The organism is Streptomyces sp. NPDC001508, from assembly GCF_040298665.1.
Taxonomy (GTDB): domain Bacteria; phylum Actinomycetota; class Actinomycetes; order Streptomycetales; family Streptomycetaceae; genus Streptomyces.
The window spans coordinates 2,289-27,598 of record NZ_JBEPAP010000005.1; the positions used below are offsets into that span (position 1 = coordinate 2,289).

Annotated in this window: 20 protein-coding genes; 15 read left to right on the plus strand and 5 right to left on the minus strand. The window is 72.8% G+C overall.

Translation table 11 applies throughout. The features are described from left to right. Positions 1 to 116 precede the first annotated feature (116 nt). Positions 117 to 638: a hypothetical protein gene (locus ABT245_RS06975; protein WP_351730223.1), complete on the plus strand. Its 522-nt coding sequence runs from the start codon at positions 117 to 119 to the stop codon at positions 636 to 638. Then, positions 530 to 1,300: a hypothetical protein gene (locus tag ABT245_RS06980; RefSeq protein WP_351730197.1), complete on the plus strand. Its 771-nt coding sequence runs from the start codon at positions 530 to 532 to the stop codon at positions 1,298 to 1,300. The genes ABT245_RS06975 and ABT245_RS06980 overlap by 109 nt, the downstream gene beginning before the upstream one ends. 83 nt (positions 1,301 to 1,383) lie before the next feature. On the opposite strand, the gene ABT245_RS06985 is transcribed toward ABT245_RS06980, so the two are convergent. After that, a complete protein-coding gene (locus tag ABT245_RS06985; protein ID WP_351729638.1) occupies positions 1,384 to 2,667 on the minus strand; it encodes a DUF1015 family protein in 1,284 nt (427 codons plus the stop codon). A 72-nt stretch (positions 2,668 to 2,739) separates the two neighbouring features. Here ABT245_RS06985 and ABT245_RS06990 point away from each other — a divergent pair, with 72 nt between their 5' ends. The 4 genes from ABT245_RS06990 to ABT245_RS07005 all read left to right on the plus strand — a co-directional run bounded on the left by ABT245_RS06990 (position 2,740) and on the right by ABT245_RS07005 (position 6,809). Then, positions 2,740 to 3,768, plus strand: a complete 1,029-nt coding sequence (locus ABT245_RS06990; RefSeq protein ID WP_351729641.1) for an HAD hydrolase-like protein — start codon at positions 2,740 to 2,742, stop codon at positions 3,766 to 3,768. Positions 3,769 to 3,835: 67 nt separating this feature from the next. Next, positions 3,836 to 4,879, plus strand: a complete 1,044-nt coding sequence (locus tag ABT245_RS06995) for a FecCD family ABC transporter permease (protein WP_351729644.1) — start codon at positions 3,836 to 3,838, stop codon at positions 4,877 to 4,879. Further along, entirely contained in the window at positions 4,876 to 5,940 is a 1,065-nt protein-coding gene (locus tag ABT245_RS07000; RefSeq protein ID WP_351729647.1) for a FecCD family ABC transporter permease, read from the plus strand. The genes ABT245_RS06995 and ABT245_RS07000 overlap by 4 nt, the downstream gene beginning before the upstream one ends. Continuing rightward, a complete protein-coding gene (locus ABT245_RS07005) occupies positions 5,937 to 6,809 on the plus strand; it encodes an ABC transporter ATP-binding protein (protein ID WP_351729650.1) in 873 nt (290 codons plus the stop codon). The genes ABT245_RS07000 and ABT245_RS07005 overlap by 4 nt, the downstream gene beginning before the upstream one ends. Positions 6,810 to 6,891: 82 nt before the next feature. Here the strand turns inward: ABT245_RS07005 and ABT245_RS07010 are convergent, their stop codons facing one another. Next, positions 6,892 to 7,239 carry an SCP2 sterol-binding domain-containing protein gene (locus ABT245_RS07010; RefSeq protein WP_351729653.1) on the minus strand — a complete coding sequence of 116 codons (348 nt, stop codon included), beginning with the start codon at positions 7,237 to 7,239 and terminating at the stop codon, positions 6,892 to 6,894. A gap of 42 nt (positions 7,240 to 7,281) precedes the next feature. Between ABT245_RS07010 and ABT245_RS07015 the strand changes: the two genes are divergently transcribed. The 5 genes from ABT245_RS07015 to ABT245_RS07035 all read left to right on the plus strand — a co-directional run bounded on the left by ABT245_RS07015 (position 7,282) and on the right by ABT245_RS07035 (position 13,248). Further along, positions 7,282 to 7,635, plus strand: coding sequence for a hypothetical protein (locus ABT245_RS07015; RefSeq protein ID WP_351729656.1), 354 nt, complete (start codon positions 7,282 to 7,284; stop codon positions 7,633 to 7,635). A 7-nt stretch (positions 7,636 to 7,642) separates the two neighbouring features. Further along, positions 7,643 to 8,458: a TlyA family RNA methyltransferase gene (locus ABT245_RS07020; protein ID WP_351729659.1), complete on the plus strand. Its 816-nt coding sequence runs from the start codon at positions 7,643 to 7,645 to the stop codon at positions 8,456 to 8,458. Beyond that, the gene (locus ABT245_RS07025) at positions 8,455 to 9,360 is read left to right on the plus strand and encodes an NAD kinase (RefSeq protein WP_351729662.1); all 906 of its coding nucleotides are present in this window, start codon (positions 8,455 to 8,457) and stop codon (positions 9,358 to 9,360) included. Before ABT245_RS07020 ends, ABT245_RS07025 begins: the two co-directional genes overlap by 4 nt. 257 nt (positions 9,361 to 9,617) lie before the next feature. Then, on the plus strand, positions 9,618 to 11,360 hold the full coding sequence (gene recN / locus ABT245_RS07030; protein ID WP_351729665.1) for a DNA repair protein RecN: 1,743 nt from the start codon (positions 9,618 to 9,620) through the stop codon (positions 11,358 to 11,360). A 751-nt stretch (positions 11,361 to 12,111) separates the two neighbouring features. After that, entirely contained in the window at positions 12,112 to 13,248 is a 1,137-nt protein-coding gene (locus tag ABT245_RS07035; RefSeq protein ID WP_351729668.1) for a glycosyltransferase family 4 protein, read from the plus strand. Between the two features lie 7 nt (positions 13,249 to 13,255). On the opposite strand, the gene ABT245_RS07040 is transcribed toward ABT245_RS07035, so the two are convergent. The 3 genes from ABT245_RS07040 to ABT245_RS07050 all read right to left on the minus strand — a co-directional run bounded on the left by ABT245_RS07040 (position 13,256) and on the right by ABT245_RS07050 (position 18,601). Continuing rightward, positions 13,256 to 14,944, minus strand: a complete 1,689-nt coding sequence (locus ABT245_RS07040; RefSeq protein WP_351729672.1) for a PucR family transcriptional regulator — start codon at positions 14,942 to 14,944, stop codon at positions 13,256 to 13,258. 187 nt (positions 14,945 to 15,131) lie between these two features. Next, positions 15,132 to 16,514, minus strand: coding sequence for an FAD-binding oxidoreductase (locus tag ABT245_RS07045; RefSeq protein WP_351729675.1), 1,383 nt, complete (start codon positions 16,512 to 16,514; stop codon positions 15,132 to 15,134). Positions 16,515 to 16,798: 284 nt separating this feature from the next. Continuing rightward, on the minus strand, positions 16,799 to 18,601 hold the full coding sequence (locus ABT245_RS07050; RefSeq protein WP_351730199.1) for a glycoside hydrolase family 15 protein: 1,803 nt from the start codon (positions 18,599 to 18,601) through the stop codon (positions 16,799 to 16,801). Positions 18,602 to 19,148: 547 nt separating this feature from the next. Here ABT245_RS07050 and pyrG point away from each other — a divergent pair. The 4 genes from pyrG (at position 19,149) to ald (ending at position 25,059) form a co-directional block, all read left to right on the plus strand. Next, positions 19,149 to 20,831, plus strand: a complete 1,683-nt coding sequence (pyrG, locus tag ABT245_RS07055) for a CTP synthase (RefSeq protein WP_351729678.1) — start codon at positions 19,149 to 19,151, stop codon at positions 20,829 to 20,831. Positions 20,832 to 20,913: 82 nt separating this feature from the next. After that, positions 20,914 to 21,540 (plus strand): NUDIX domain-containing protein, encoded by a 627-nt coding sequence (locus ABT245_RS07060; protein WP_351729681.1) that lies wholly within the window; start codon positions 20,914 to 20,916, stop codon positions 21,538 to 21,540. Positions 21,541 to 21,723: 183 nt separating this feature from the next. Beyond that, positions 21,724 to 23,799 (plus strand): tetratricopeptide repeat protein, encoded by a 2,076-nt coding sequence (locus tag ABT245_RS07065; RefSeq protein WP_351729684.1) that lies wholly within the window; start codon positions 21,724 to 21,726, stop codon positions 23,797 to 23,799. 135 nt (positions 23,800 to 23,934) lie between these two features. Further along, positions 23,935 to 25,059 (plus strand): alanine dehydrogenase, encoded by a 1,125-nt coding sequence (ald, locus tag ABT245_RS07070; protein ID WP_351729687.1) that lies wholly within the window; start codon positions 23,935 to 23,937, stop codon positions 25,057 to 25,059. The last annotated feature ends 251 nt before the right edge of the window (positions 25,060 to 25,310 follow it).

The following is a 25,310-nucleotide window of genomic DNA, read 5'->3' on the forward strand; positions in this document are numbered from 1 at the left end:
ACGGGACGACCGTCACGATGAGCGGCGTGGCGGAGAGCGCCCCGACTTCCGTCGCGATGACCGCCGTGATGACCGTGACCGTGGTTTCCGGCGGGACGACCGTCACGATGAGCGGCGTGGCGGAGAGCGCCCCGACTTCCGTCGCGATGACCGCCGTGATGACCGTGACCGTGGTTTCCGGCGGGATGACCGCGGTGATCGTGGTGAGCGTGGCGGATTCCGTGGGCGGGACGACCGGCGCGACGATCGGCGTGATTTCCGGCGTGACGACCGCGGTGACCGGGGTGACCGGGGTGACCGGGGTGAGCGCGGTGAGCGCGGTGGGTTCCGTGCTCGTGACGACCGGCGGGACGATCGACGTGATGACCGTCGGGACGATCGACGTGATGACCGGGGGAGTGGTTTCCGGCGTGATGACCGGGGTGGCCGTCCCGGTGGTGGGTTCCGTGGTCGGGACGACCGGCGCGGTGGCGGGGGGCGCTTCCGTGAGGACCGTGAGCGCGACCGGGACCGTGAGCCGATCAAGCGACTGCCGATCCCGGAGGACGTCACGGGCGACGAGATCGACAAGGACGTACGGCAGGAACTGCAGAGCCTGCCCAAGACGCTCGCCGACGACGTCGCCAGGAACCTGGTGATGGTGGCCCGGCTGATCGACGAGGACCCCGAGGGCGCGTACGGCTACTCCAAGGTGGCCCTGCGCCTGGCGTCGCGCGTCGCCGCCGTACGGGAGGCGGCCGGGTTCGCCGCGTACGCCAACCAGAAGTACGCGGAGGCGCTCGCCGAGTTCCGGGCCGCGCGGCGGATGACGGGGAACGTCGATCTGTGGCCCGTGATGGCCGACTGCGAGCGGGGGCTCGGCCGGCCGGAGAAGGCGCTCGACATGGCCGGTGCCCCCGAGGTGCACAAGCTGGACAAGGCGGGGCAGGTGGAGATGCGGCTCGTCGCGGCCGGCGCCCGGCGCGACATGGGCCAGCTGGACGCGGCCATCGTGACGCTGCAGAGCCCCGAGCTGGCCTCCAACTCGGTACAGCCGTGGACCGCGCGCCTGCGGTACGCCTACGCGGACGCGCTGCTCGCCGCCGGGCGGCAGGACCAGGCACGCGAGTGGTTCGCCAAGGTTGTCGAGGCCGACCGGGACGGCGGCACGGACGCCTCCGACCGGCTGGCCGAGCTGGACGGCGTGGAGTTCGTCGACGCGCTGGACGACCAGGCGGGCGCCGGGGAAGAGGCGGGCACCGAGGGACCGCGCGGTGCCGAGGCGAAGGACGCGCTGGAGGACGACGGCGACAAGGACTGACGTACGCCGTCGGAATACGCCGTCGAAACAGGCCCAGGCCGAAGGGGACCGCACCGGCTCCTTTCGACCTGGGCCCCCGTGGCTCAGAGGTCCAGTACTCGCAGGACCAGACCCGATGCCGGCTTCGGGCCGAACGACGTCGATTTGTGGGGCATCGTCACGCCCTGCCGGGCCAGGTCGCGTACGACGTCCTCGTGGACCGGGTGCATCAGGACCGCCGTACCGCCGTCGTGCTCCGCCTTGGCGACGGTGGCGGCCGTGTCATGGATGTAGGCGATGTGCGCCGGTGAGTCCTCGGGGATGCGCCAGAGGTGGTCGAGGAGCGTGGCGTGCAGGACCGTGGCGTCCAGGCCCCGCCAGGCGGCGGGGCGGTCGGCGGGCACGGTACGGGCCAGCAGGCCGGGGTCCGGGCGGTCGACGAGGTGGAAGGCGCCGTCGCCCGCGAGCAGGAAGGCGTTGCCGGCGTCCGCCGCCTCGGCCAGGGCCGCCAGCGCGTTCGGCAGCGGCGTCGTCAGATGCCGTACCCGGAAGAGCCCGTCCAGGGCGGACAGCGCGCTCGCCACCGGCAGCCCGTGCAGCAGCCGGTGGATGGCGCGGACGCGCAGCGGATAGCGGGCCGTGTCCACCAGGAGGACCAGTCCGTAGTCCCAGGGGCTGGGCGACGGATGCTCCGCGCGTAGCCGCAGACAGGTGGCCCAGCGGTGGTGGCCGTCGGCGATCAGGGCCTGGTGGTGGGCGAGGTCCGTCTGTACGCGGGCCACGTCGTCGGGGTCGGTGACCGACCACAGGAGGTGGCGATAGCCGTCCTCGGTGGTCGTGGCGAGCAGCGGGGCGCGCAGGGCGGTGCGTTCCACCACATCGGCCGCGGAGCCGTTGCCGTGGTAGGTCAGGAGCAGCGGTTCGAGGTTGGCGCAGGTGGCGCGCATCAGGGCGGCGCGGTCCGCGACGACGGGCGGCATGACCTCCTCGTGCGGCAGGACGACGCCCTCGGCCGGTTCCGACAGACGCAGGGCGCCGATGATGCCGCGCTGGATCATGCCGTCGCCGTCACGCTGCTCGTAGATGTACAGCCCCGGTTCGGGGTCGGGGGCCAGCACTCCCTCGGCCAGCCAGTGGTGCAGGGTTTCGGCCGCCTGTTTGTTGCTTTCGGTGGGGGTGTCCGCCTGCGGAAGAATCAGCCGGACGATGTTGTGGGGATCGGCCGACTGGAGGTGTCGCACGCCGTCCGGACGGACCACGACGTCGTACGGCGGGGACGTCACGGCGGCCAGACTTCCGACCCGTTCGGGGTCGTAGCGCAGGCCGCGGAACGGGGTGAGTTCCAGGCCGCGGCGCGTCTTTGCTTCCGGGTGACCTGCTGTCTTCATCTCGGCATCGTACGTGTGTCGGTGCCATGCGGGATGATCGGAGGAAAACGGCGCAGCGAGGAGCGATGCGGAATGAGCCAGGGTGTCAGGACGAGGCCCGCGGGCAGTGGGCGGCCCCTGAGCGAGGCGTACGACACGGCACTGCTCGATCTGGACGGGGTGGTGTACGCGGGTGGGGACGCCATCGTGCACGCGGTCGAGTCACTGGCGGCGGCCCGCACGGGCGGGATGCATCTGGCGTACGTCACGAACAACGCGCTGCGCACGCCGGACACCGTGGCCGCGCACCTGACCGAGCTGGGGATCCCGACGGGGGCCGGGGATGTCATCACCTCCGCGCAGGCGGTGGCGCGGCTGATCGGCGAGCAGGTGCCGCCGGGCGCGCGGGTGCTGGTGATCGGCGGTGAGGGACTGCGGTCGGCGCTGCGTGAGCGCGGTCTGTGTCCGGTGGAGTCCGCGGACGACGACCCGGCGGCGGTCGTGCAGGGGTACGGCGGGCCCGACCTGCCCTGGGGCCGTTTCGCGGAGGCGTGCTACGCCGTCGCGCGTGGCGTGCCGTGGTTCGCCTCCAACACGGATCTGACGATTCCGAGCGGACGCGGGATCGCCCCGGGCAACGGTGCGGCGGTGGAGGTGGTACGGATCGCCACGGGCGCCGAGCCGCAGGTGGCCGGCAAGCCGCTGCCGCCGATGCACCGGGAGACGATCCTGCGGACCGGAGCGGTGCGCCCGCTGGTCGTCGGGGACCGGCTGGACACGGACATCGAAGGCGCGTTCAACGGGGGCGTCGACTCGCTGCTCGTGCTGACGGGCGTCACCGACGCGGCGCAGCTGCTCGCCGCGCCGCCCCGGCACCGGCCCACCTATGTGGACGCCGACCTGCGCGGTCTGCTCACCGGACAGCCCGAGGTCGCCGAGGACGGCGCGGGCTTTCGCTGCGCGGGCTGGACGGCGACGGCCACCGACGGCCGGCTGGAGCTGACGGGCGACGGCGCGGCGGTGGACGGGCTGCGCGCCCTGTGCGCGGCGGCCTGGACGGCGGCCGACGGGGGTTCCTGCGAGCTGGACGGGGGTAAGGCACTGGCACGGCTCGCGCTCTGAGGCGGGCGGCCGAAGGGTGGGGATCCCGGCATCGAGAACTGATGCGAGGGTAGGCTAACCTAACCTCGTGTTGGTCGACAGTCCTCCCGAAGAGCGCTCGGCGCATGCCTCCGCGCTCCCAACCCGCCGTACGGCGCGGGCCCTTGGGCTCCTCGTCGCCGTCGCGATCCTGCTGCTCGTCGCTTTGGCGAGCATCGCGATCGGGGCGAAAGAGCTGTCGCTGGAGCAGGTCTGGCACGGGTTGTTCCACGATGCGGGCACATACGGCGACGTGGTCGTCGACCAGCGGCTGTCCCGCACCGTCCTCGGGCTGCTCGTCGGCGCCGCGCTCGGCCTGTCCGGGGCGGTGCTGCAGGCGCTCACCCGCAACCCGCTGGCGGACCCCGGACTGCTCGGCATCAACGCGGGCGCGTCCGCCGCTGTCGTCACGGCCATGACCTTCTTCGGCGTCACCAGCCTGAACGGCTATGTGTGGTTCGCGTTCGCGGGCGCCGCCGCCGTCGGCGCGCTGGTGTGGTTCCTCGGCGGCAGCCGGGGCGCCACCCCCGTGCGGCTCGCACTCGCCGGTACGGCGATCAGCGCCGCCCTCTACGGCTATCTCCAGGCCGTGATGATCACGGACGACGCGGCGCTGGGCAAGATGCGCTTCTGGACGGTGGGTTCGCTGGCCTCGGCCACCGACTCGACCATCATGCAGGTCCTGCCGTTCCTCGCCTCCGGCACGGTCCTCGCGCTGCTGCTCGCCCGGCCGCTGAACGCCGTCGCGATGGGCGACGACACCGCCCGCGCCCTCGGCGCCAACCTCAACCGGACCCGCGCGCTGGCCATGCTCGCCGCGACCGTGCTGTGCGGCGCCGCGACCGCGGCCTGCGGGCCGATCGTGTTCGTCGGCCTGATGGTGCCGCACGCCGTGCGCTCCTTCACCGGACCCGACCTGCGCTGGATCCTGCCGTACGCGACCGTCCTGTCGCCCGTGCTGCTGCTCGGCGCCGATGTCCTCGGACGGGTCGTCGCGCGCCCCTCGGAACTCCAGGTGGGCATCGTCACCGCGCTCATCGGCGGCCCGGTCTTCATCTTTCTCGTACGACGGCGGAGGACAGCGCAGCTGTGAAGACCCATCAGACGAATCGCGCGAGCCGCGCCGTGCGCGCCGTGCGCGCCCCCGGAGGGCTCTCCCTGCGGCTGGATCCGCGCGCCCTGATCGTCGTCGTCCTGCTGCTCGTCGCCGCCGGCGCCGCGAGCGTGCTGCTGATCGGCACCGGCGACGCCGCGATCCCGGCCGGCGACGTGCTGCGCACGCTGGCCGGGGACGGCACCCCGTTCCAGGAACTCATCATCAACGAACTGCGGCTGCCGCGTGTCCTGGTCGGCCTGCTGGTCGGCGCCTCGCTCGGCCTCGGCGGCGCCCTGTTCCAGTCCGTGTCGCGCAACCCGCTGGGCAGCCCGGACGTGCTGGGTCTCTCGCAGGGCTCCACGGCGGGCGCCCTTGTCGTGATCGTGCTGATGTCCGGGTCCGCCGCCTCGGTCACCGTCGGCGCGCTCGCCGGCGGTCTGCTCACCGGGCTCGCCATCTATCTGCTCGCCTGGAAGCGGGGCGTGCACGGATACCGGCTGGTCCTGGTCGGCATCGGCGTCAACGCGGTCGTCACCGCCGTCAACGGCTATCTGCTCACCAAGGCCGACCTGGTCGACGCCGCCCGCGCCGTCGTGTGGATGACGGGGTCCCTCAACGGCCGTGACTGGAGCCAGGTCTGGCCGCTGCTCGGGCTGTGCGCCGTCCTCGTACCGGTCGTCCTCGTCAACGCGCGGGGGCTGCGGATGACGGAGATGGGCGACGACGTCTCGTACGCCCTCGGAGTCCGGGTCGAGCGGGTACGGATGCTGATGGTGGTGGCGGCCGTGCTGCTCACCGCGGGCGCGACCGCCGCCGCGGGGCCCGTCAGCTTCGTGGCGCTCACCGCACCGCAGCTCGCCCGGCGCCTGACCCGCTCGCCGGGCCCCAACCTGGTGCCCGCCCTGTGCATGGGAGCCACCCTGCTGGTCTTTGCCGACTGGGCCGCGCAGCGCGTGTTCGGCGCCGACCAGTTGCCCGTCGGCGTGGTCACCGGTGTCCTCGGCGGCGGCTATCTGCTGTGGCTGCTGGTCACCGAGCGCAGGGCGGGCCGGATATGAGCGGCGTCCACGAAACCGGCGGCGCACCGCACGAGAACACCCGAAGGAGCACCGTGAACCGCCTGTCCGCCGAGAACGTCACCCTCGCCTACGACCAGCGCGTCATCGCCGAGCAGTTGTCGGTGGAGATCCCCGACAACTCCTTCACGGTGATCGTCGGCCCGAACGCGTGCGGCAAGTCGACCCTGCTGCGGGCGCTGTCACGGATGCTGAAGCCGGCCACGGGCCGGGTGCTCCTGGACGGGCAGGTCATCCAGTCGATGCCCGCGAAGCAGGTCGCGCGCACCCTGGGCCTGCTGCCCCAGTCGTCCATCGCGCCCGACGGGATCACCGTGGGCGACCTGGTGGGCCGCGGCCGGTATCCGCACCAGGGGATCCTGCGCCAGTGGTCGGCCGAGGACGAGCGGGTCGTGCGGGAGTCCATGGCCCAGACCGGGGTCGCCGAACTGGCCGACCGCTATGTCGACGAGCTGTCCGGCGGTCAGCGGCAGCGGGTGTGGATCGCCATGGCGCTCGCCCAGCAGACCCCGCTGCTGCTGCTCGACGAGCCGACCACCTATCTGGACATCCAGCACCAGATCGACGTCCTCGACCTGTGCGCCGAACTCCACGAGCAGCAGGGCCGCACCCTGGTCGCGGTGCTGCACGACCTCAACCACGCGGCCCGGTACGCCACCCATCTCATCGCCCTGCGGGCCGGCCGGATCATCGCCGAGGGAGCGCCGGACGACGTGGTCACCGCCGAACTGGTGGAGGAGGTCTTCGGACTGCGCTGCCAGGTCATCGACGACCCGGAGACGGGCACCCCGCTGGTGGTTCCGGCGGCCCGCAAGGCACGCGCACGCGTGGCGGCCGGCGACGCCCCCTGAATCCCGGCCGGGGCCCGGTCGCCGAGCACGGTCCGGAGCGGGTTCTGGAGGAGGCTCCGCGGGCCGGGGCCAGAGGTCGGCTCTAGAGGAGCTTGCGCAGCCGGAACAGGTCGAGCAGGTTCGCCTCCAGCTTCACCCGGCCCGAGCCCCAGGCCTTGGCGAAGAGCAGCTCGCCGTCGACCAGGGCCACCAGGTCCTCACCGGCCATGGCGAGTCTGATCTGCGCCTTCGCGGCCGGCGGCCCCTGGCGGGTGTCGTCGATCTCGATCCGGCCGGCGGTCATCCGGCCGGTGAAGGTGACGTCCAGGTCGGTGATGTGACAGCTCACCGAGCGGTCCAGGGACGCGGCGTCGCGGACGTCGCCCTCGGCCGACTGCATGTTGTCCGAAAGTTTTTCGAGTGCGGCGCGGCACTCCTCGATCGTGGCCATCGCGACCGACGGTACCCCAGTGCTTCGGGGTAGCGTCTGGGCATGAGCGACAGTGCGCCCGAGATCCCGGACGAGCCGGGGGACGAATACCGGTCCGAGGACGGGTACGGGCCCGGCCACGAGCCGGCAGACGGGTACGGGCCCGGGTCAGGCACCGACGACGGCCCGGAGCCCGATCCGGCCGCCCCGGCACCGCTGAACGTCCCGCGCACCCCCACCGGCACCGCCGACGTCGACGCCGGGCTTGAGCGGCTGGCCGACGCCGACCACCTCGCCACCGACGGACACATCGAGGTGTACGAGGATGTACACAGGGCGCTGCGCGACGCGCTCACCGCGCTCGACGCCCGCCCGGGTCCGCCGGCGCCCCCGAGTCCGTACGAAGTCAGGAGCTGAACCGAACGTGGCAGGAGTCGCACGCCGCCGTCTCGACGCGGAACTGGTCCGCCGCAAGCTCGCCCGCTCGCGCGAGCACGCCGGCCAGCTGATCGCCGCCGGCCGCGTGTCCGTCGGCAAGACCGTCGCGACCAAGCCCGCCACCCAGGTCGAGACCGCGGCGGCGATCGTCGTCGCCGCCGACGACAGCGATCCCGACTACGTCTCCCGGGGCGGCCACAAGCTCGCCGGGGCACTTGCGGCCTTTGGGCCGCGGGGGCTCGCCGTCGAGGGCCGGCGGGCGCTGGACGCCGGCGCGTCCACCGGCGGCTTCACCGATGTCCTGCTGCGCGCGGGCGCCGCGCATGTCGTCGCCGTCGACGTCGGATACGGACAACTCGCCTGGTCCCTCCGCAACGATGAACGCGTCACCGTCAAGGACCGTACGAACGTACGCGAGTTGACGCGTGAAGCGATCGATGGGGAGCCTGTGGATCTTGTCGTGGGGGATCTGTCCTTCATCCCGCTGGGGCTGGTGCTGCCCGCCCTGAAGCGGTGTGTGACGCCGGACGCCGACCTGGTGATGATGGTCAAGCCGCAGTTCGAGGTGGGCAAGGAGCGGCTGGGCAGCGGGGGAGTCGTGCGCAGCCCGCAGCTGCGGGCCGAGGCCGTGCGCGCGGTGGCCGCCAGGGCGTGGGAGCTGGGACTCGGGACCCACGGGGTTACCGCGAGCCCGCTGCCCGGCCCGTCCGGCAATGTCGAGTACTTTCTCTGGCTGCGTGCCGGGGCACCGGAACCGGACCCGGCCGACGTCGACCGTGCAGTGGCGGAGGGGCCGCGTTGACACACAACCACGCTCGTACTGTTTTCCTGCTCGCCCACACCGGGCGCTCCGCGGCGATCCGCAGCGCCGAACTGGTGGTCAAGGGGCTGCTGCGGTCCGGCATCGGGGTGCGCGTGCTGGAGCACGAGGCGGCCGATCTGCCGCTGCCGGAGGAGGTGGAGCTGGTCAAGGAGGCCACGCCGCAGTGCCTCGACGGCTGTGAGCTGCTGATCGTCCTCGGCGGAGACGGGACGCTGCTGCGCGGCGCCGAGTTCGCGCGGGCCTCCGGAGTGCCGATGCTCGGCGTCAACCTCGGGCGGGTCGGCTTCCTCGCGGAGGCCGAGCGGGACGACCTCGACAAGGTCGTCGACCGGGTGGTGAGCAAGGCGTACGAGGTCGAGGAGCGGATGACCGTCGACGTCGTGGTGCACCGCAACGGTGACATCGTGCACACGGACTGGGCGCTGAACGAGGCCGCCGTGCAGAAGATGTCGGCCGAGAAGCTGCTGGAGGTCGTGCTGGAGATCGACGGGCGGCCGGTGACCGGCTTCGGCTGCGACGGGATCGTGCTGTCGACGCCGACCGGGTCGACCGCGTACGCCTTCTCGGCCGGCGGGCCCGTGGTGTGGCCCGAGGTGGAGGCGCTGCTCATGGTGCCGATCTCCGCGCACGCGCTGTTCGCGAAGCCGCTGGTGACCTCGCCGGATTCGGTGCTCGCGGTGGAGGTGCTGCCGCACATCCAGCCGGGGGTGCTGTGGTGCGACGGGCGGCGCACCATCGAACTGCCGCCCGGGGCGCGGGTCGAGGTGCGCCGGGGTGCGGTGCCGGTGCGGCTGGCGCGGCTGCACCACGCGTCGTTCACCGACCGGCTGGTGGCGAAGTTCGCGCTGCCGGTCTCCGGGTGGCGGGGGGCCCCGCGCTAGCGCTCCGCCGGGGGCGGTTGTGGTGTTGCGTGTCCGCGACGGCGTTGTGGTTGGTCGCTCCCTCAAAGTCTCGGCTTCGCTCGAACAGGGGGACTCCCGTCGCGGCGGAGCCGGATATCGATACGGCCCCGCGCGGCGCTCACCGGTCCCGGGGGTGCGGCACTCGCGTGGGTGACGGGGGCGGTGATGCGTAATCGTCACCTGCGCCTTCACACGATGGGGGCGGGGGCCGTCGCACTTCTTCGCTCGGACCTCGTATGGTCGTGTCCGTGTTGGAGGAGATGCGGATACGGTCGCTCGGAGTCATCGACGACGCCGTCGTCGAGCTGTCGCCCGGGTTCACCGCCGTCACCGGTGAGACGGGTGCCGGCAAGACCATGGTGGTCACCAGCCTGGGACTGCTGCTGGGCGGGCGCGCGGATCCGGCGCTCGTGCGGATCGGCGCCGGGAAGGCCGTGGTCGAGGGGCGGGTGACCGTCCCCGCGGACGCGTCCGCCGCCGTACGCGCGGAGGAGGCCGGGGCCGAGCTGGACGACGGGGCGCTGCTCATCAGCCGTACCGTCTCCGCCGAGGGACGCTCGCGGGCCCACCTCGGCGGGCGCAGCGTACCCGTCGGGGTGCTGGCCGAGCTGGCCGAGGAACTGGTCGCCGTGCACGGGCAGACCGACCAGCAGGGGCTGCTGAAGCTGTCCCGGCACCGGCAGGCCCTGGACCGGTACGCGGGTGACGCGGTCGCCGGACCGCTTGTCAAGTACACGGAGGCGTACCGGCGGCTGCGGGCGGTCGCGACCGAGCTGGAGGAGATCGTCACACGCGCGCGTGAGCGCGCCCAGGAAGCCGACATGCTGCGCTACGGGCTCGACGAGATCGCCGGTGTCGAGCCCCGGACCGGCGAGGACGTGGAACTCGCGGAGGAGGCGGAGCGGCTCGGGCACGCCGAGGGGCTGTCCTCGGCCGCGACCGCCGCGCACGCCGCCCTCGCGGGCAACCCCGAGGACCCCGAGGGCATCGACGCGGCGACCCTCGTCGCGGGCGCGCACCGGGCCCTGGAGGCCGTACGCTCCCACGACCCCGCGCTGGCCTCGCTCGCCGACCGGATCGGCGAGATCGGGATCCTGCTGGGTGACGTGGCGGGTGAGCTGGCCGGGTACGCCGACGACCTGGACGCCGATCCGCTGCGGCTCGCGGCCGTGGAGGAGCGCAGGGCCGCGCTGGGCGCCCTGACGCGCAAGTACGGCGACGACATCACCTCCGTGCTCGCCTGGGCCGAACAGGGTGCCGCGCGGCTGACCGAACTCGACGGCGACGACGAGCGGATCGGCGAGCTGACCGCGGAGCGGGACGCGCTGCGCAGCGAACTGGGCGGTCTCGCACAGGCGTTGACGGACGCGCGGACGGAGGCCGCCGAGCGGTTCGCCGCCGCCGTGACCGCCGAGCTGGCCTCGCTCGCCATGCCGCACGCGCGCGTCTCCTTCGCCATCCGGCAGACCGAGGACCCGGAAGGCGTCGAGGTCGGCGGTCGCGCGGTCGCCTACGGGCCGTCGGGCGTGGACGAGGTGGAACTGCTGCTCGCCCCGCACCCGGGCGCGCCGCCCCGGCCCATCGCCAAGGGAGCGTCCGGCGGTGAGCTGTCCCGCGTGATGCTCGCCGTGGAGGTCGTCTTCGCGGGCACGGACCCGGTGCCGACGTATCTCTTCGACGAGGTCGACGCCGGTGTCGGCGGCAAGGCGGCGGTGGAGATCGGGCGCCGGCTGGCCCGGCTCGCCAAGACGGCGCAGGTCGTGGTCGTCACCCACCTGCCGCAGGTGGCCGCCTTCGCCGACCGGCAGTTGCTCGTCGAGAAGACCGACGACGGCTCGGTGACCCGGTCCGGCGTGAAGGTGCTGGAGGGCGAGGACCGCATTCGTGAGCTGTCCCGGATGCTGGCCGGTCAGGAGGACTCCGAGACGGCGCGGGCGCACGCGGAGGAACTGCTGGCCACGGCCCGGTCCGACGGATAGCGGCGGGCCGTTGGGGGCACACCGGACCGATGGGGGGCGTCCGGCCGATGGGGGGTGCCAGGGCCGGCGGGGGATGTTCGGGCCGCCGGGGACTCCCGGCCGGCGGGCGACGGCCGGGTCGACGGGGGACGGCCGGGTCGGCGGGCCGATCCGGACCGGCAGGATGGCCGGAGTCGGTCAGACGGTTCGGACCGGCAGGATGGTTGGAGTCGGTCAGACGGTTCGGACCGGCAGGATGGCTGGAGTCGGTCAGACGGTTCGGACCGGCAGGATGGTTGGAGTCGGTCAGACGGTTCGGACCGGCAGGATGGCTGGAGTCGGCCAGACGGTTCGGCCCGGCAGGAATGGCCCAAGCCGGCAGGACGAAGGCCGGTTGGAAGTGGGCGGTTGGAAGTGGGCGGTTGGCTCGGGTCGGGGTCGGTGGGCGGTCCGAGCGGGACGAGCCCGTTGGGCGGGCCGGGCCGGCCCAGCGGGACGGCCTCGTTGGGTGGCACGAGGGTGGCACGAGGGGGGCGGTGGGGGTTCGGTCGGGTCTTCGAGGGGTCGCTCGTGTGGGTGATGCGCTCCGGCGCACTGCTCCGGTCCTTCGCGCCCCGCGCCCGCCCCGAATTCCCGTAACGCCCGTCTGAGCTGGCATCCTTGGCAGGGAACGCGGTGCGCGCGGGAGGCGCGCGCGGAACACCCCCGCCACCCGATACCTTCTGTACGTTTCTTCGTACCCGTCCCACGCCGAATCAGGAGCCCCGGCCACGTGAGCCCCGTGAGCAGTACCGCACCGCACGGACAGTCGCCGCTGCGCACCGTCCAAGTGCTGGGCGGGGGCAACGCCGGCAGCAGCGCGCATGTGCGTTCGCTGGCCGCGGGACTGGTCGCGCGGGGCGTACGGGTCACGGTGTGCGCCCCCGTCGAGGCCGACCGCGCCTATGACTTCAGCGGTGCCGGCGCCGACCACGTCCACGTCCCGCGCAGCAGCGACCCGGCAGCCGTGGCCGCGCTGCGCGCCGCCTGCACCGGCGCCGACCTGGTGCACGCCCACGGGCTGCACGCCTCCTTCCGTACCGTGCTGGCGCTCAGCGGACGCCATACCCCGCTCGTGGTCACCTGGCACGACCGGGTGCAGGCCGAGGGCGCCCGTGCGCATCTGCTGCGGCTGCTGGAGCGCCGGGTGGCGCGGGCCGCCACCGTGCTGCTCGGCACCTCCTCGGACCTGGTGGACGCGGCCCGCAGGACCGGCGCCCGGGACGTCCGGCTCGCCGGTGTCTCGCCGGCCCGGCCCAGCCGGGCCGCGGAGCCCGCAGACCCGGACCCGCCGCGCCCCAAGGTGCGGGCCGAACTCGGTGCCACCGGCCGCCCGTTGCTGGTCGCCGTCGGCTCCCTTGACCGGTACCGCGGATATGACGTGCTGCTGGACGCGGCCCGCGCCTGGCGCGGCCTCGACCCCGTGCCGCTGCTCGTCATCGCGGGCGAGGGCCCGCTGCGCGGCGAGTTGACGCGCCGCATCGAGGACGAGGACCTGCCGGTCCGGCTCATCGGACGCAGCGAGGACGCCGACGGACTGCTCGCCGCCGCCGATATCGCGCTGCTGTGCAGCAGGTGGGAGTCCCGCCCCGTGCTCGCCCAGGAGGCACTGCACGCGCGCGTGCCGCTCGTCGCGACCGCCGTCGGCGGCATCCCCGACCTGGTCGGCGAGGCGGCCGAACTCGTCCCGTACGGCGACCCCGAGGCGCTAGCCGACGCCGTCGTCCGGCTGCTGGGCGACCCCGAACGCCGCGAGCGGCTCAGGGACGAGGGCGTACGACAGGCCGCCGGCTGGCCCACCGAGGACGAGACGGTCGCCCAGGTCCTCAGCGTCTACGACGAGTTGACCCAGCCCCAGCCGATCGCCTGAACAGCCGTCAGGGCACGTGCCGGCGGGCCCGGAGGGCCAGGCTCAGGGCCAGTACGGTCTGCGGGTCGTCCAGGTCGGTGCCCAGCAACTCCCCGATGCGGGCGAGACGGTTGTACAGGGTCTGCCGGTTCAGATGCAGCTCGCGGGCGGTCTCGGCCTTGCGGCCGGTATGCGCCAGATAGGTCTCCAGCGTGGGCAGCAACGGAGGCTTGGACCGGCGGTCGTGGTCGCGCAGCGGTCCGATCGCCCGGTCCACGAAGGCCGCCAGGTCCGGGTGGTCGCGCAGCCGCCACAGCAGGAGGTCGATGTCCAGCCGGCGCGCGTCGTACCAGGGGCGGTCCGTGAGGCCCTGCGCCGCCGTCGCCGTCTCCGCCGCGTGCCGCAGCCCGGCCGACGCGGACGCCCAGCCACCGGCCACCCCGACCACCACCACGGGCGGCCGGGCGCCTGGCCGGTGCAGGCCCGCCCGCTCCACCCCGGCCCGCAGCGCCGCGGCGACCCGGTCCGCGACCGCCGGCCGCTCCGCCTCCGAGCGCAGCCCCAGCAGCAGCGGGACCCGGCCCTCGACCGGCCGCACGCCCAGCAGCACCGGCATGCCCAGCGCGGCCAGTTCCTCCGCGACCGCGCGGGCCAGCACGGCCCAGCCGCCGCTCGCGGCCCCGCCGGTGCGGGCGGTGCCCCCGCCCGGCGCCAGGTCCTCGCCGAGCCGCATCACGACCGGCAGCAGCGGGCTGTTGCCGGGCTTGAAGCCGAGCACCCGGGCCTGCGCGGGCGCGTCCTCGGCGGCGATACGACCCTCCGCGAGGTCGCTGAGGAAGTCGCCCCGGCCGCGCGCCGCAAGCTCCTCCTCCTGGCGTGCCTGCATCAGCACCACGGCCAGGATGCCCGCGGCCTGCTCGGCGGCCATGCGGTGCACGGGCGCCAGGGGGGCGCGGACCGGGAGCAGTACGAGCCGGGCGCGCACCGACCCCGGGCCCGGGCCGCCCCCCGGCACATCCACCAGCACCGAGCCGGCGGGCGGCGGGCCGTCCTGGTGCTGGCCGCGCAGCCCCTCCCACACCTGGAGCGGGTCCGCGCCCTCGGGCCCGGCGCCGGCCGCGTACAGCAGCCGGCCGTCCGCGGTCTCCAGGAAGACCGGGTTGCCGCTGAAGTCGGCCAGGATCTCCAGCACCTGCGGCATCCCGCCGCCGCCCAGCAGGGCCTGGGTGCAGCGTCGGTGCACCTGCTCCGCGCGCTGGAGCAGCGCGTAGTGGCCGTTGACGATCTCGGTGTGGATCTCCTCGGTGACCGCCACGAACGGCACCTCGCGGTGCAATTGCACGAGTGGCAGCCCGGCGCCGCGGGCGCTGTCCACCACGGCGGCGGGCAGCCGGGTGAACCGCGGTCCCAGCTCCACCACGAGGGCGGCGATGCCGCGCTCGGCGAGGGTGCGTACGAACGCGCGCTGCTCGGCGGGGCGGGTGCCCAGGCCGTAGCCCGTGGTGAGCAGCAGCTCGCCGCCCTTGAGCAGGGAGGCGATGTTGGGCACCTCGCCCGCGTGCACCCAGCGGACCGTGCGCCCCAGCCGGTCGGCGCCCGCCAGGATCTCCGGGAGTCCGCTGCGCAGCCCGGGCAGTTCGAGCGCCCGCTGAACGGTGATCCCGGCGCCCTGTGTGTCGAATCCGCTGCCCGCTCTGCTGTCCGTACGGCTGTCCATGCAGCGGACGCTACCTGCGTGAACCCGTTCTGGACATCCTCGGTCCCGGCCACACCGGCCGGATGGTCCCGGCTGTACCGACCGTGGGCTCCCGGCCGCACCGGCCGTGGGCTCCCGGCCACACCGGCCGGATGGTCCCGGCTGTACCGGCCGTGGGCTCCCGGCCGCACCGGCTGGATGGTTCCGGCTACACCGGCCGGATGTTGGGGTTGAACCGGAACACGTTGTCCGGGTCGTAGCCGCGCTTGACCTTGGCCAGGCGCAGGGTGTTCCCGGCGCCCAGCCCCGCCCGTACCCGCTCGGGCCCCTCGTCGCCGATGAGAGTGAGGCAGACGGCCCCGGTCCGCCACGGCCCGACGTCGGCGCGGGCGCCCCGGACCCAGGCCGCGGCCCGCTCGTCGTCGGCCGGGTCCGCCCATATCGCGCAGGGGTGCACCAGCCAGGGCGCGTGCCGGTGGGCCACTGGGAGGTCGGCGGGGCCCGCGGCGCCGGCGCCCCCCCGCGCGACGAGCAGAAACCGGCTGCCGGTCGCCGCCGGCACCCTCCGTGCGCGGGCGCAGAAGACGTCCACCAGGTCGTCGGGCAGATCCGTGAGGCACTCCGCCGACCAGTGGTGGCGCAGCCCGGGCGGCGCGGCGGGCCAGAACGGGGCGGCGGCGTACGGCACAGGCCCGGCGAAGTCCGCCTCGTGGGGGAGCGCGAGCAGCGGCGCGGCGAGCCGGCGCAGCCCCCTCGGGCCGCCCGCGTACGTCAGCAGAGCCGTGTACACCGGCCGTCCGGCCAGGCGCTCCGGCAGCAGGGGCGCGGGTGTGCCGGTGGTGTACAGGACGGCGCCGCCCGCCTCGTCGGGGCCGGTGGCGATGACCTCGCGGAAGGCGCGCACCAGGTCACGGCCGTGCTCCGGCCGGCACACGACCAGGGCGAGGGAGAACTCGGGCAGGGCGTGCAGGCCCAGGGTGAGCGCGGTGGCGATGCCGAAATTGCCGCCGCCGCCGTGCAGCGCCCAGAACAGTTCGGGGTTCTCGTCGGCGCTCGCCCGCACCCGCTCGGCGTCGGCCGTGACCAGTTCCACGCCCAGCAGGTCGTCGACGGCGGGCCCGAAGGCGCGGTCCAGCCGGCCGGTGCCGCCGCCCAGCACAAAGCCCGCGACGCCGATGCCCGGGGCGTATCCGCCGCTGCTCGCCAGCCCGTACCGCCCGGCGGCCCGGTCCAGATCGCTCAGGGTGGCCCCGCCCTCGACATGCGCCGTCGCCGCCTCGGGGCGCACGGTCACCCCGCGCAGGCGCCGCAGATCCACCACGAGCGCCCCGTCGCCCAGGGCCGTGCCCGCCACCGCGTGCCCGCCGCCGCGCACCGCGATGCGCAGGTCCAGGTCCCGGCCGAAGCGCACGGCACGGACGACGTCCGCGGTGTCCGCGCACCGCGCGATCACCGCCGGCCGCCGGTCGACGGCGGCGTTGAACACGGCACGGGCCGCGTCGTAGCCGGCGTCTCCCGGGGCGAACACATCACCGGCGAGATCCGCGCGCAGCGCGGCGAGGGCGGCGCCCGCCGTCGAGCGGAAACCCATGGCCGTCCCCTTCCCGGGCAGGGCAGGCTCCGCTTCCAGCCTAGGCCGGGCGCGTCATCCGGTCGGGTTGTAGGTTCTCGCTGCTCGTGTCCTAAAGCGACGCCGTGACCTGCGACTTCTCGCGGTGTCTCACGGCGTGTCCAGCCGCTCGTTCTCACGGCCGTGTCTAAATCCTCGGGATTGTTCATTGAGGCCGTGTCTCTGGCCTGCGCAGTCTCGACCGGGGCCGCCGAGTGGCCACAGTTCGTGGGAAAAGGACACGGGAGCTGGGAACCTACCCGGGTTCAGCCGCCGTAGGCGCCCGAGGCCGTCAGGCGCAGGGCCGTGTCGATCAGCGGGACATGGCTGAAAGCCTGCGGGAAGTTGCCGACCTGGCGCTTGCGGACCGGGTCCCACTCCTCGGCGAGCAGACCGAGGTCGTTGCGCAGTGACAGCAGCTTCTCGAACAGCTTGCGTGCCTCGTCCACGCGTCCGATCATCGCGAGGTCGTCCGCCATCCAGAACGAGCAGGCGAGGAAGGCGCCCTCGTCGCCCGGCAGGCCGTCGACGCCCTTGTGCTCGCCCTCGGTGGGGTAGCGCAGGATGAAGCCGTCCGGAGTGGACAGCTCCCGCTGGATCGCCTCGATGGTGCCGATGACCCGCTTGTCGTCCGGCGGCAGAAAGCCCATCTGCGGGATCAGCAGCAGGGAGGCGTCCAGTTCCTTGGAGCCGTAGGACTGGGTGAAGGTGTTGCGTTCTTTGTCGTAGCCCCGCTCGCACACGTCCCGGTGGATGTCGTCGCGCAGTTCGCGCCAGCGCTCCAGCGGGCCGTCCGCGTCACCGGACTCGATCAGCTTGATGGTGCGGTCCACCGCGACCCAGGCCATCACCTTGGAGTGCACGAAGTGCCGGCGCGGGCCGCGCACCTCCCAGATGCCCTCGTCCGGCTCGTCCCAGTGGTCCTCCAGGTAGCGGATCAGCTTCAGCTGGAGCAGCGAGGCGTAGTCGTTGCGGGCCAGGCCCGTCATATGGGCCAGGTGCAGGGCCTCGGTGACCTCGCCGTACACATCGAGCTGGAGCTGGTGTGCGGCGCCGTTGCCGACCCGGACCGGGGCGGACTTCTCGTAGCCGGGCAGCCAGTCCAGCTCCGCCTCGCCCAGTTCGCGCTCGCCCGCGATGCCGTACATGATCTGCAGGTTCTCCGGGTCGCCCGCCACCGCCCGCAGCAGCCACTCGCGCCAGGCGCGGGCCTCCTCACGGTAGCCGGTGCGCAGCAGCGAGGACAGGGTGATCGCCGCGTCCCGCAGCCAGGTGTAGCGGTAGTCCCAGTTGCGTACGCCGCCGATGTCCTCGGGCAGGGACGTGGTGGGCGCGGCGACGACGCCGCCCGTCGGGGCGTACGTCAGGGCCTTCAACGTGATCAGGGAGCGGATCACCGCCTCCCGGTAGGGCCCGTGGTACGTGCAGTGCTCGACCCACTCGCGCCAGAACTCCTCGGTCGCCTCCAGCGACTGCTCCGGCTCGGGCAGCCCGGGCGGCTCCCGGTGCGAGGGCTGCCAGGAGATGGTGAACGCGATCCGGTCACCGGGGGCGACCGTGAAGTCGGCGTACGTCGTGAGCGACTTGCCGTAGGTCTCCGCGGTGGTGTCGAACCACACCGAGTCCGGTCCCGCGACCGCGACCGTGCGCCCGTCGTGCTTGTGCACCCAGGGCACCACCCGGCCGTAGGAGAAGCGCATCCGCAGGGCGGAGCGCATGGGCACCCGGCCGGTGACGCCCTCGACGATCCTGATCAGCTGCGGGGCGCCGTCACGCGGGGGCATGAAATCCGTCACACGGACCGTTCCGCGCGGGGTGTCCCACTCCGACTCCAGGATCAGCGAGTCGCCACGGTAGGTGCGCCGGGCGGCCGTGGGCGGCTGGGCGTCGGCGGCGTGGGCGGGGCCCAGCCGCCAGAATCCGTGTTCCTCGGTGCCCAGCAGCCCGGCGAAGACGGCATGCGAGTCGAAGCGGGGCAGGCACAGCCAGTCCACTGTGCCGTCCCGGCAGACCAGCGCCGCTGTCTGCATGTCTCCGATGAGTGCGTAATCTTCGATGCGCCCGGCCACGTGCAACTCCAGTCGAACGGCCACGTCACCCCGGAACGGGGTTGTCGCTAATTGCGGTCAAGGGGTGTTGTTATGCGTCGTTGAGCTTTGAAGCAAATCAGTCGTCCGGCCCTGAGGCAAAACGACGATCACAACTCAACGAACTGACGAGCTCTCGTTGTTCCGGTGGATACGGGCGGGGGTGTGCCGTGTTGCCGGCCGGGCTCGGCAGCGAGTGTCCGAGCAGGATACGACGCACGTAGATGATCTGCGTGCCGCTCCGGACAACCTGCATGAGCCGAACGAGTGAGCAATGGGTGAGAACCGGGTAAGCGGTGCGTGCCCGTGTCGACGTGTGCGCGGAGCGTGGCCGGAAGTCATGTCCCCACGGCGCTGATACCCTGGTAGCCCGTGGACCGGTGGGCGCCCCCGACGGACATACGACGACGGAAATCCGACGCCTCCGACGACAAGGGGTCCCCCGAACCGCAGCGACGGCACCCCGGAAGTCTCCGGACCGGAGCCGCACCGCAACACAGACCGCGACCACGGGAGCCCCCTCTTGGCCATGCCGCCCGCTGCTTTCAGGACCAACACAGCCACGACGACCAAGCACATCTTCGTCACCGGGGGTGTCGCCTCCTCGCTCGGCAAGGGCCTCACCGCCTCCAGCCTCGGCATGCTGCTCAAGGCCCGGGGGCTGCGGGTCGTGATGCAGAAGCTCGACCCGTACCTGAACGTCGACCCTGGCACGATGAACCCCTTCCAGCACGGTGAGGTGTTCGTCACCAACGACGGCGCCGAGACCGACCTGGACATCGGACACTACGAGCGCTTCCTCGACCGCGACCTGGACGGCAGCGCCAATGTCACCACGGGCCAGGTCTACTCGACCGTGATCGCCAAGGAGCGGCGCGGCGAGTACCTGGGCGACACGGTGCAGGTCATCCCGCACATCACCAACGAGATCAAGCACCGCATCCGGCGCATGGCCACCGACGAGGTGGACGTCGTGATCACCGAGGTGGGCGGCACCGTGGGCGACATCGAGTCGCTGCCGTTCCTGGAGACCGTCCGTCAGGTACGGCACGAGGTGGGCCGGGACAACGTCTTCGTCGTACACATCTCGCTGCTCCCCTACATCGGACCCTCCGGTGAGCTGAAGACCAAGCCGACCCAGCACTCGGTCGCGGCCCTCCGGAACATCGGTATCCAGCCTGATGCCATTGTCCTGCGCTGCGACCGCGAAGTGCCCACCGCGATCAAGCGCAAGATCTCGCTGATGTGCGACGTCGACGAGGCCGCCGTGGTCGCCTGCCCCGATGCCCGCTCGATCTACGACATCCCGAAGGTCGTGCACACCGAGGGCCTGGACGCCTACGTCGTCCGCAAGCTCGACCTGCCCTTCCGCGACGTGGACTGGACGACCTGGGACGATCTGCTCGACCGCGTCCACAAGCCCGAGCACGAGGTCACCCTCGCGCTGGTCGGCAAGTACATCGACCTGCCCGACGCCTATCTGTCGGTCACCGAGGCGCTGCGCGCGGGCGGTTTCGCCAACCGGGCCCGGGTGAAGATCAAGTGGGTCACCTCGGACGACTGCAAGACCCCGGCCGGCGCCCAGGCCCAGCTCGCCGACGTCGACGGCATCTGCATCCCGGGCGGCTTCGGCGACCGCGGCGTGCTCGGCAAGGTCGGCGCGATCCGCTACGCCCGCGAGAGGGGGGTCCCGCTGCTCGGCCTGTGCCTGGGCCTGCAGTGCATCGTGATCGAGGCCGCGCGCCACCTGGCCGGCATCCCCGACGCCAACTCCACCGAGTTCGACTCCGCCACCGGCCACCCGGTCATCTCCACCATGGCCGAACAGCTCGACATCGTCGCCGGCGACGGCGACATGGGCGGCACCATGCGGCTGGGCATGTACCCGGCGAAGCTGGCCGAGGGCTCGATCGTGCGCGAGGTCTACGACGGCAAGGAGTACGTCGAGGAGCGCCACCGCCACCGCTACGAGGTCAACAACGCCTACCGCGCGGAGCTGGAGAAGAAGGCCGGCATCGTGTTCTCCGGGACGTCGCCTGACGGCAAGCTCGTCGAGTACGTCGAGTACCCGCGCGAAGTGCACCCTTACCTGGTCGCCACGCAGGCGCACCCCGAGCTGCGCTCGCGCCCGACCCGGCCGCACCCGCTGTTCGCCGGCCTGGTGCGGGCGGCGGTGCGGCGGGCGGTCGGTGCGGAGCACGATTCCGAGTAGACACACCGGCGGTACGGTGGCCGGGGTGGGCGCCGGCACGGTGGGCGCCCCGGTTTCTCGTGCGCACGTGGAAGGACAGGGCATGACGATCAAGGACAGCCCGGAGGAATGGGAGATCCGGGCGACCGAGACTCCCTTCGTGGGGAACAAGACCTCGGTCCGCACGGATGAGGTGGTCATGCCCGACGGTGCGGTGGTCCGCCGCGACTACCAGGTCCACCCCGGCTCCGTGGGCGTGCTCGCCCTCGACGAGGAGGACCGGGTCCTGCTGATCCGCCAGTACCGCCACCCGGTCCGGCAGAAGCTGTGGGAGATCCCGGCCGGACTGCTCGACGTGCCCGGCGAGAACCCGCTGCACGCGGCCCAGCGCGAGCTGTACGAGGAGGCGCACGTCAAGGCCGAGGACTGGCGCGTGCTGACCGACGTGTACACCACTCCGGGCGGCTGCGACGAGGCCGTACGGATCTTCCTGGCCCGGAACCTGTCCGAGGCGGACGGCGAGCGCTTCGCCGTCGAGGACGAGGAGAGCGACCTGGAGTACGCGCGCGTGCCCGTCGACGAACTGGTGCGCGGCGTGCTGGCCGGGGAACTGCACAACAACTGCCTCGCGGTGGGCGTCCTGTCACTGGTCGGCGCCCGGGCGGGCGACGGTCTCGACGCCCTGCGCCCGGCCGAGGCGCCCTGGCCCGCGCGCCCCTTCGCCTGCTGAGCCCGACCGCCCCGCCCCCGGTGTGACGATCGCCTGATCCGATCGAGCGACCCGCCCGCCGCGCTCCACCCGGAACGTCGCAGAGCGTGAACTAGGCTCCTCGCGAATGAGCCGAAGAGAAGGCGCGGCGCCCGGACCTCAGTCCCGGTCGGCCGCGCGTGCGGTGGGACGGGAGTGTGGCCCGTGACGGATCAGGCGGTGGACACAGGCGGCGTGCAGCTGTCGGGACCCCCGGCCGTGGAAGGCCGGTTCCTGGGCCGTACAAGGGAGTTGAAGGAACTGCGCGCCGACATCGAGCGCGCGGGGCTGGACACCATCGCCGGCCGCAAGGCCCCCCGCGCCCGGGTGCTCCTCGTCGCAGGCCGGCCCGGCTCGGGCCGCACCGCCCTCGCCGGCGAACTGGCCCGGCAGGTCGCCGACCGCTACCCCGACGGCGTGCTGCGCGCCTGCCTCGGCGAGCCCGACGGCACCCCCGTCCCGGTCGAGCAGGCCGCCCGCGAACTGCTGACCGCCCTTCGACTGCCCACCCCGGCCGGAGCCGCCGAGGACGATCTGACCGCCGATCTGCGCGCCGCCCTGTCCGGGCGCCGGGTGCTGCTCCTGCTGGACGACGCGAGCGGCGCCGAGCAGGTCGACGCGCTCCTTCCGGACAGCCCTGACTGCCTGGTCGTCGCCGTGTCCGAGGGCCCGCTGACCGGGATCGCGGACGTCCGCCCGTGCACCGTGGGCGGGCTCGACACCAAGTCGGCCCTGGAACTGCTGGCCCGCTGCACCGGCTCGGTACGCATCACCGTCGACCCGCGCGCCGCCGAGGACCTGGTCGAGGCGTGCCAGGCCCAGCCCGCCGCCCTCGCCCTGGCCGGCGGCTGGCTCGCCGCCCGCCCCAAGGCGGCCGTCGCCGACCTGGCCAAGCGCCTGAACGCGGAGAGTGATGAGCGCGGCCCGCTCGGCCGGGTGTTCCGGCTCGTCCACGAGACCCTGCCGGGGCCCGCCGCCCGGATACTGCGACTGCTCTGCCTGGCCCCGGCGGGCCTGGTCGACCCGCATACCGCCTCCGCCCTGGCCGGCTGCTCGGTGAGCGCCGCCCACACCACCCTGGACGACTTCGTCGGCCTCGGCCTGCTGCGGGTGGTGGCCTCCCCGCTGCCGCAGTACGAGGTCCCCGGCTGCCTCCATCCCCTGCTGCGCGCCTTCGCCGAGGCCCAGGACCGGCCCGGCGAGCTGCAACTGGCCCGGGCCCGGATGCTGGAGCGGACCGTGCGCCTGCTCCACTCCTGCCGGGCGATCACCGAGACGGACAACCCCGATGTCCGCGCAAGGCTCCAGGGACTGCCCCGCACCCTGCGCTTCCCGACGCCCCGGGCCGCCGCCGACTGGCTGCGCATCCGCCGGCCCGCGCTGCTGGCCGCCGCGCGGCTCGCGGTCGCCGACGGGGAACTGGACACACTGGCCCGTCGGCTGATGTCCCAGCTGGTCAGGGCCATGGTGGCGCACTTCGGCACCCAGGCGGCCGCCGCCGATCTGTACGGTATCCACACCCTGGTCCTCGATGTCGCCGAACGCCGGAACCTGCCCAGGGAGCGGGCCGCCGCGCTGCTGAACCTCGGCGACCTGGACGCCAGGACCGGCCGCACGGCCGAGGCGCTGGTGCGGTACCGGGCCGCGCTGGACGCCGGACGGGAGGCCGACGACCCGTATGCGACCGGCCGCGCGATGGAATCCGTAGGCGGCGCGCACCAGGAGCTGGGGGACCACGACCGGGCCGCCGACTGGTTCGGGCGGGCCCTTGCCCAGCGCCTGGCCCGCGGCGAGCGTGCGGACGCCGCCCGGCTCTACGGCCGGATCGCCACCGCCCACACCTACGCGGGCCGCTACGGCGAGGCGCTCAGGGGCTGGCGCGCGGCCGTCGCCGGCTACCGCAAGGCGGGCGATGTCGCAGGGCAGGCACGGGCGTTGAGCGAGCTGGCGCGGGTCCAGGAGTACGCCGGACGGCCCGCGGAATCGCTGCGCACCTGCCAGGAAGCGGTTGAGTGGGCACGCCGGGCCGAGGACGTGCGGCTCCAGGCCGCCCTCCAGCTGCGGCTCGCCGACACCCTGGAGCGCCTCGGCGACAGCGCCGCCGCCCGACTGCACCGCAGCGCCGCCGAGCGCATGCTGGGTGAGGAGGGGCAGGACCTCCAGGAGGGCCGCGCGAGCGGGCCGGACCCGGAACACGGCGCTAACGCCTGCGAAATCCGCAGTACATCTGACGAAGATTGACGCAATGAAAGGCTAGACAGCCGGAACACCTTCATTAGACTGGCTCTGCCGCACCTTCTCCTGCGGTGTCTCCCGGTGTGCCCGCGCATGCCCGGAATATCTTGCAATGCCCCCACATCCTCTGAGCCAAGGACCGTGATCGACGTGAAGGTCGGCATCCCCCGCGAGGTCAAGAACAACGAGTTCCGGGTGGCCATCACCCCCGCCGGCGTGCACGAGCTGGTGCGCGGCGGTCACCAGGTCGTCGTCGAGCGCAACGCCGGTGTCGGCTCCTCGATCCCGGACGAGGAGTACGTCGCCGCCGGCGCCGAGATCCTGGAGACCGCCGACGAGGTGTGGGCCGCCGCCGACCTGCTGCTCAAGGTCAAGGAGCCGGTCGCGGAGGAGTACCACCGGCTCCGCAAGGACCAGACGCTCTTCACCTATCTGCACCTGGCCGCCTCCAAGGAGTGCACCGACGCGCTGCTGGAGTCCGGCACCACGGCGATCGCGTACGAGACCGTCGAGCTGGCGAACCGCGCCCTGCCGCTGCTCGCCCCGATGTCCGAGGTCGCGGGCCGGCTGGCCCCGCAGGTCGGCGCCTACCACCTGATGCGCGCGAGCGGCGGACGCGGGGTGCTGCCCGGCGGGGTGCCGGGTGTGCTGGCCGCCAGGGCCGTCGTCATCGGCGGCGGCGTCTCCGGCTGGAACGCCGCGCAGATCGCCATCGGCATGGGCTTCCAGGTGACCCTGCTCGACAAGGACATCAACAAGCTCAAGGAGGCCGACAAGGTCTTCGGGACGACGGTGCAGACCGTCGTCTCCAACGCCTTCGAACTGGAGAAGGCGTGCCTGGAGGCCGACCTGGTGATCGGCGCCGTCCTCGTCCCGGGTGCCAAGGCCCCGAAGCTGGTCACCAACGAGCTGGTCTCCCGGATGAAGGCGGGAAGTGTCCTTGTCGACATCGCGATCGACCAGGGCGGCTGCTTCGAGGACTCCCGCCCCACCACGCACGCCGAGCCGACCTTCCCGGTCCATGACTCGGTCTTCTACTGCGTCGCCAACATGCCGGGCGCGGTGCCCAACACCTCCACCTACGCGCTGACCAACGCCACCCTGCCCTACATCGTTTCCCTCGCGAACAACGGCTGGGTCGAGGCGCTGCGTCGCGACCCCGCGCTGGCCAAGGGTCTCAACACCCATGACGGCAAGGTGGTTTACCGAGAGGTCGCCGAGGCGCACGGCCTGGAGCACGTGGCGCTGGAGAGCCTGCTCGGCTAAGTCACCATTGCGTAAAGGCGATACGTCAACTCGACGCGTCAACCGCATGCATCCGGCCGGTCCTTGTCCCGCAAGGTCCGGCCGGATGTGTGTATGGTCACTTTGCGGCTCTCGGTCAACTCGCCTCGAACGTAACCCTTCGACCGATTCGTACACCGGTGAAACCTGCTGTGCGACGGCCGTACGCCCTTGACAGAGGGATGTTCCATTGCCGACACATCCTGCCGGGTCCGGCGGATTGTGTTGCTGCG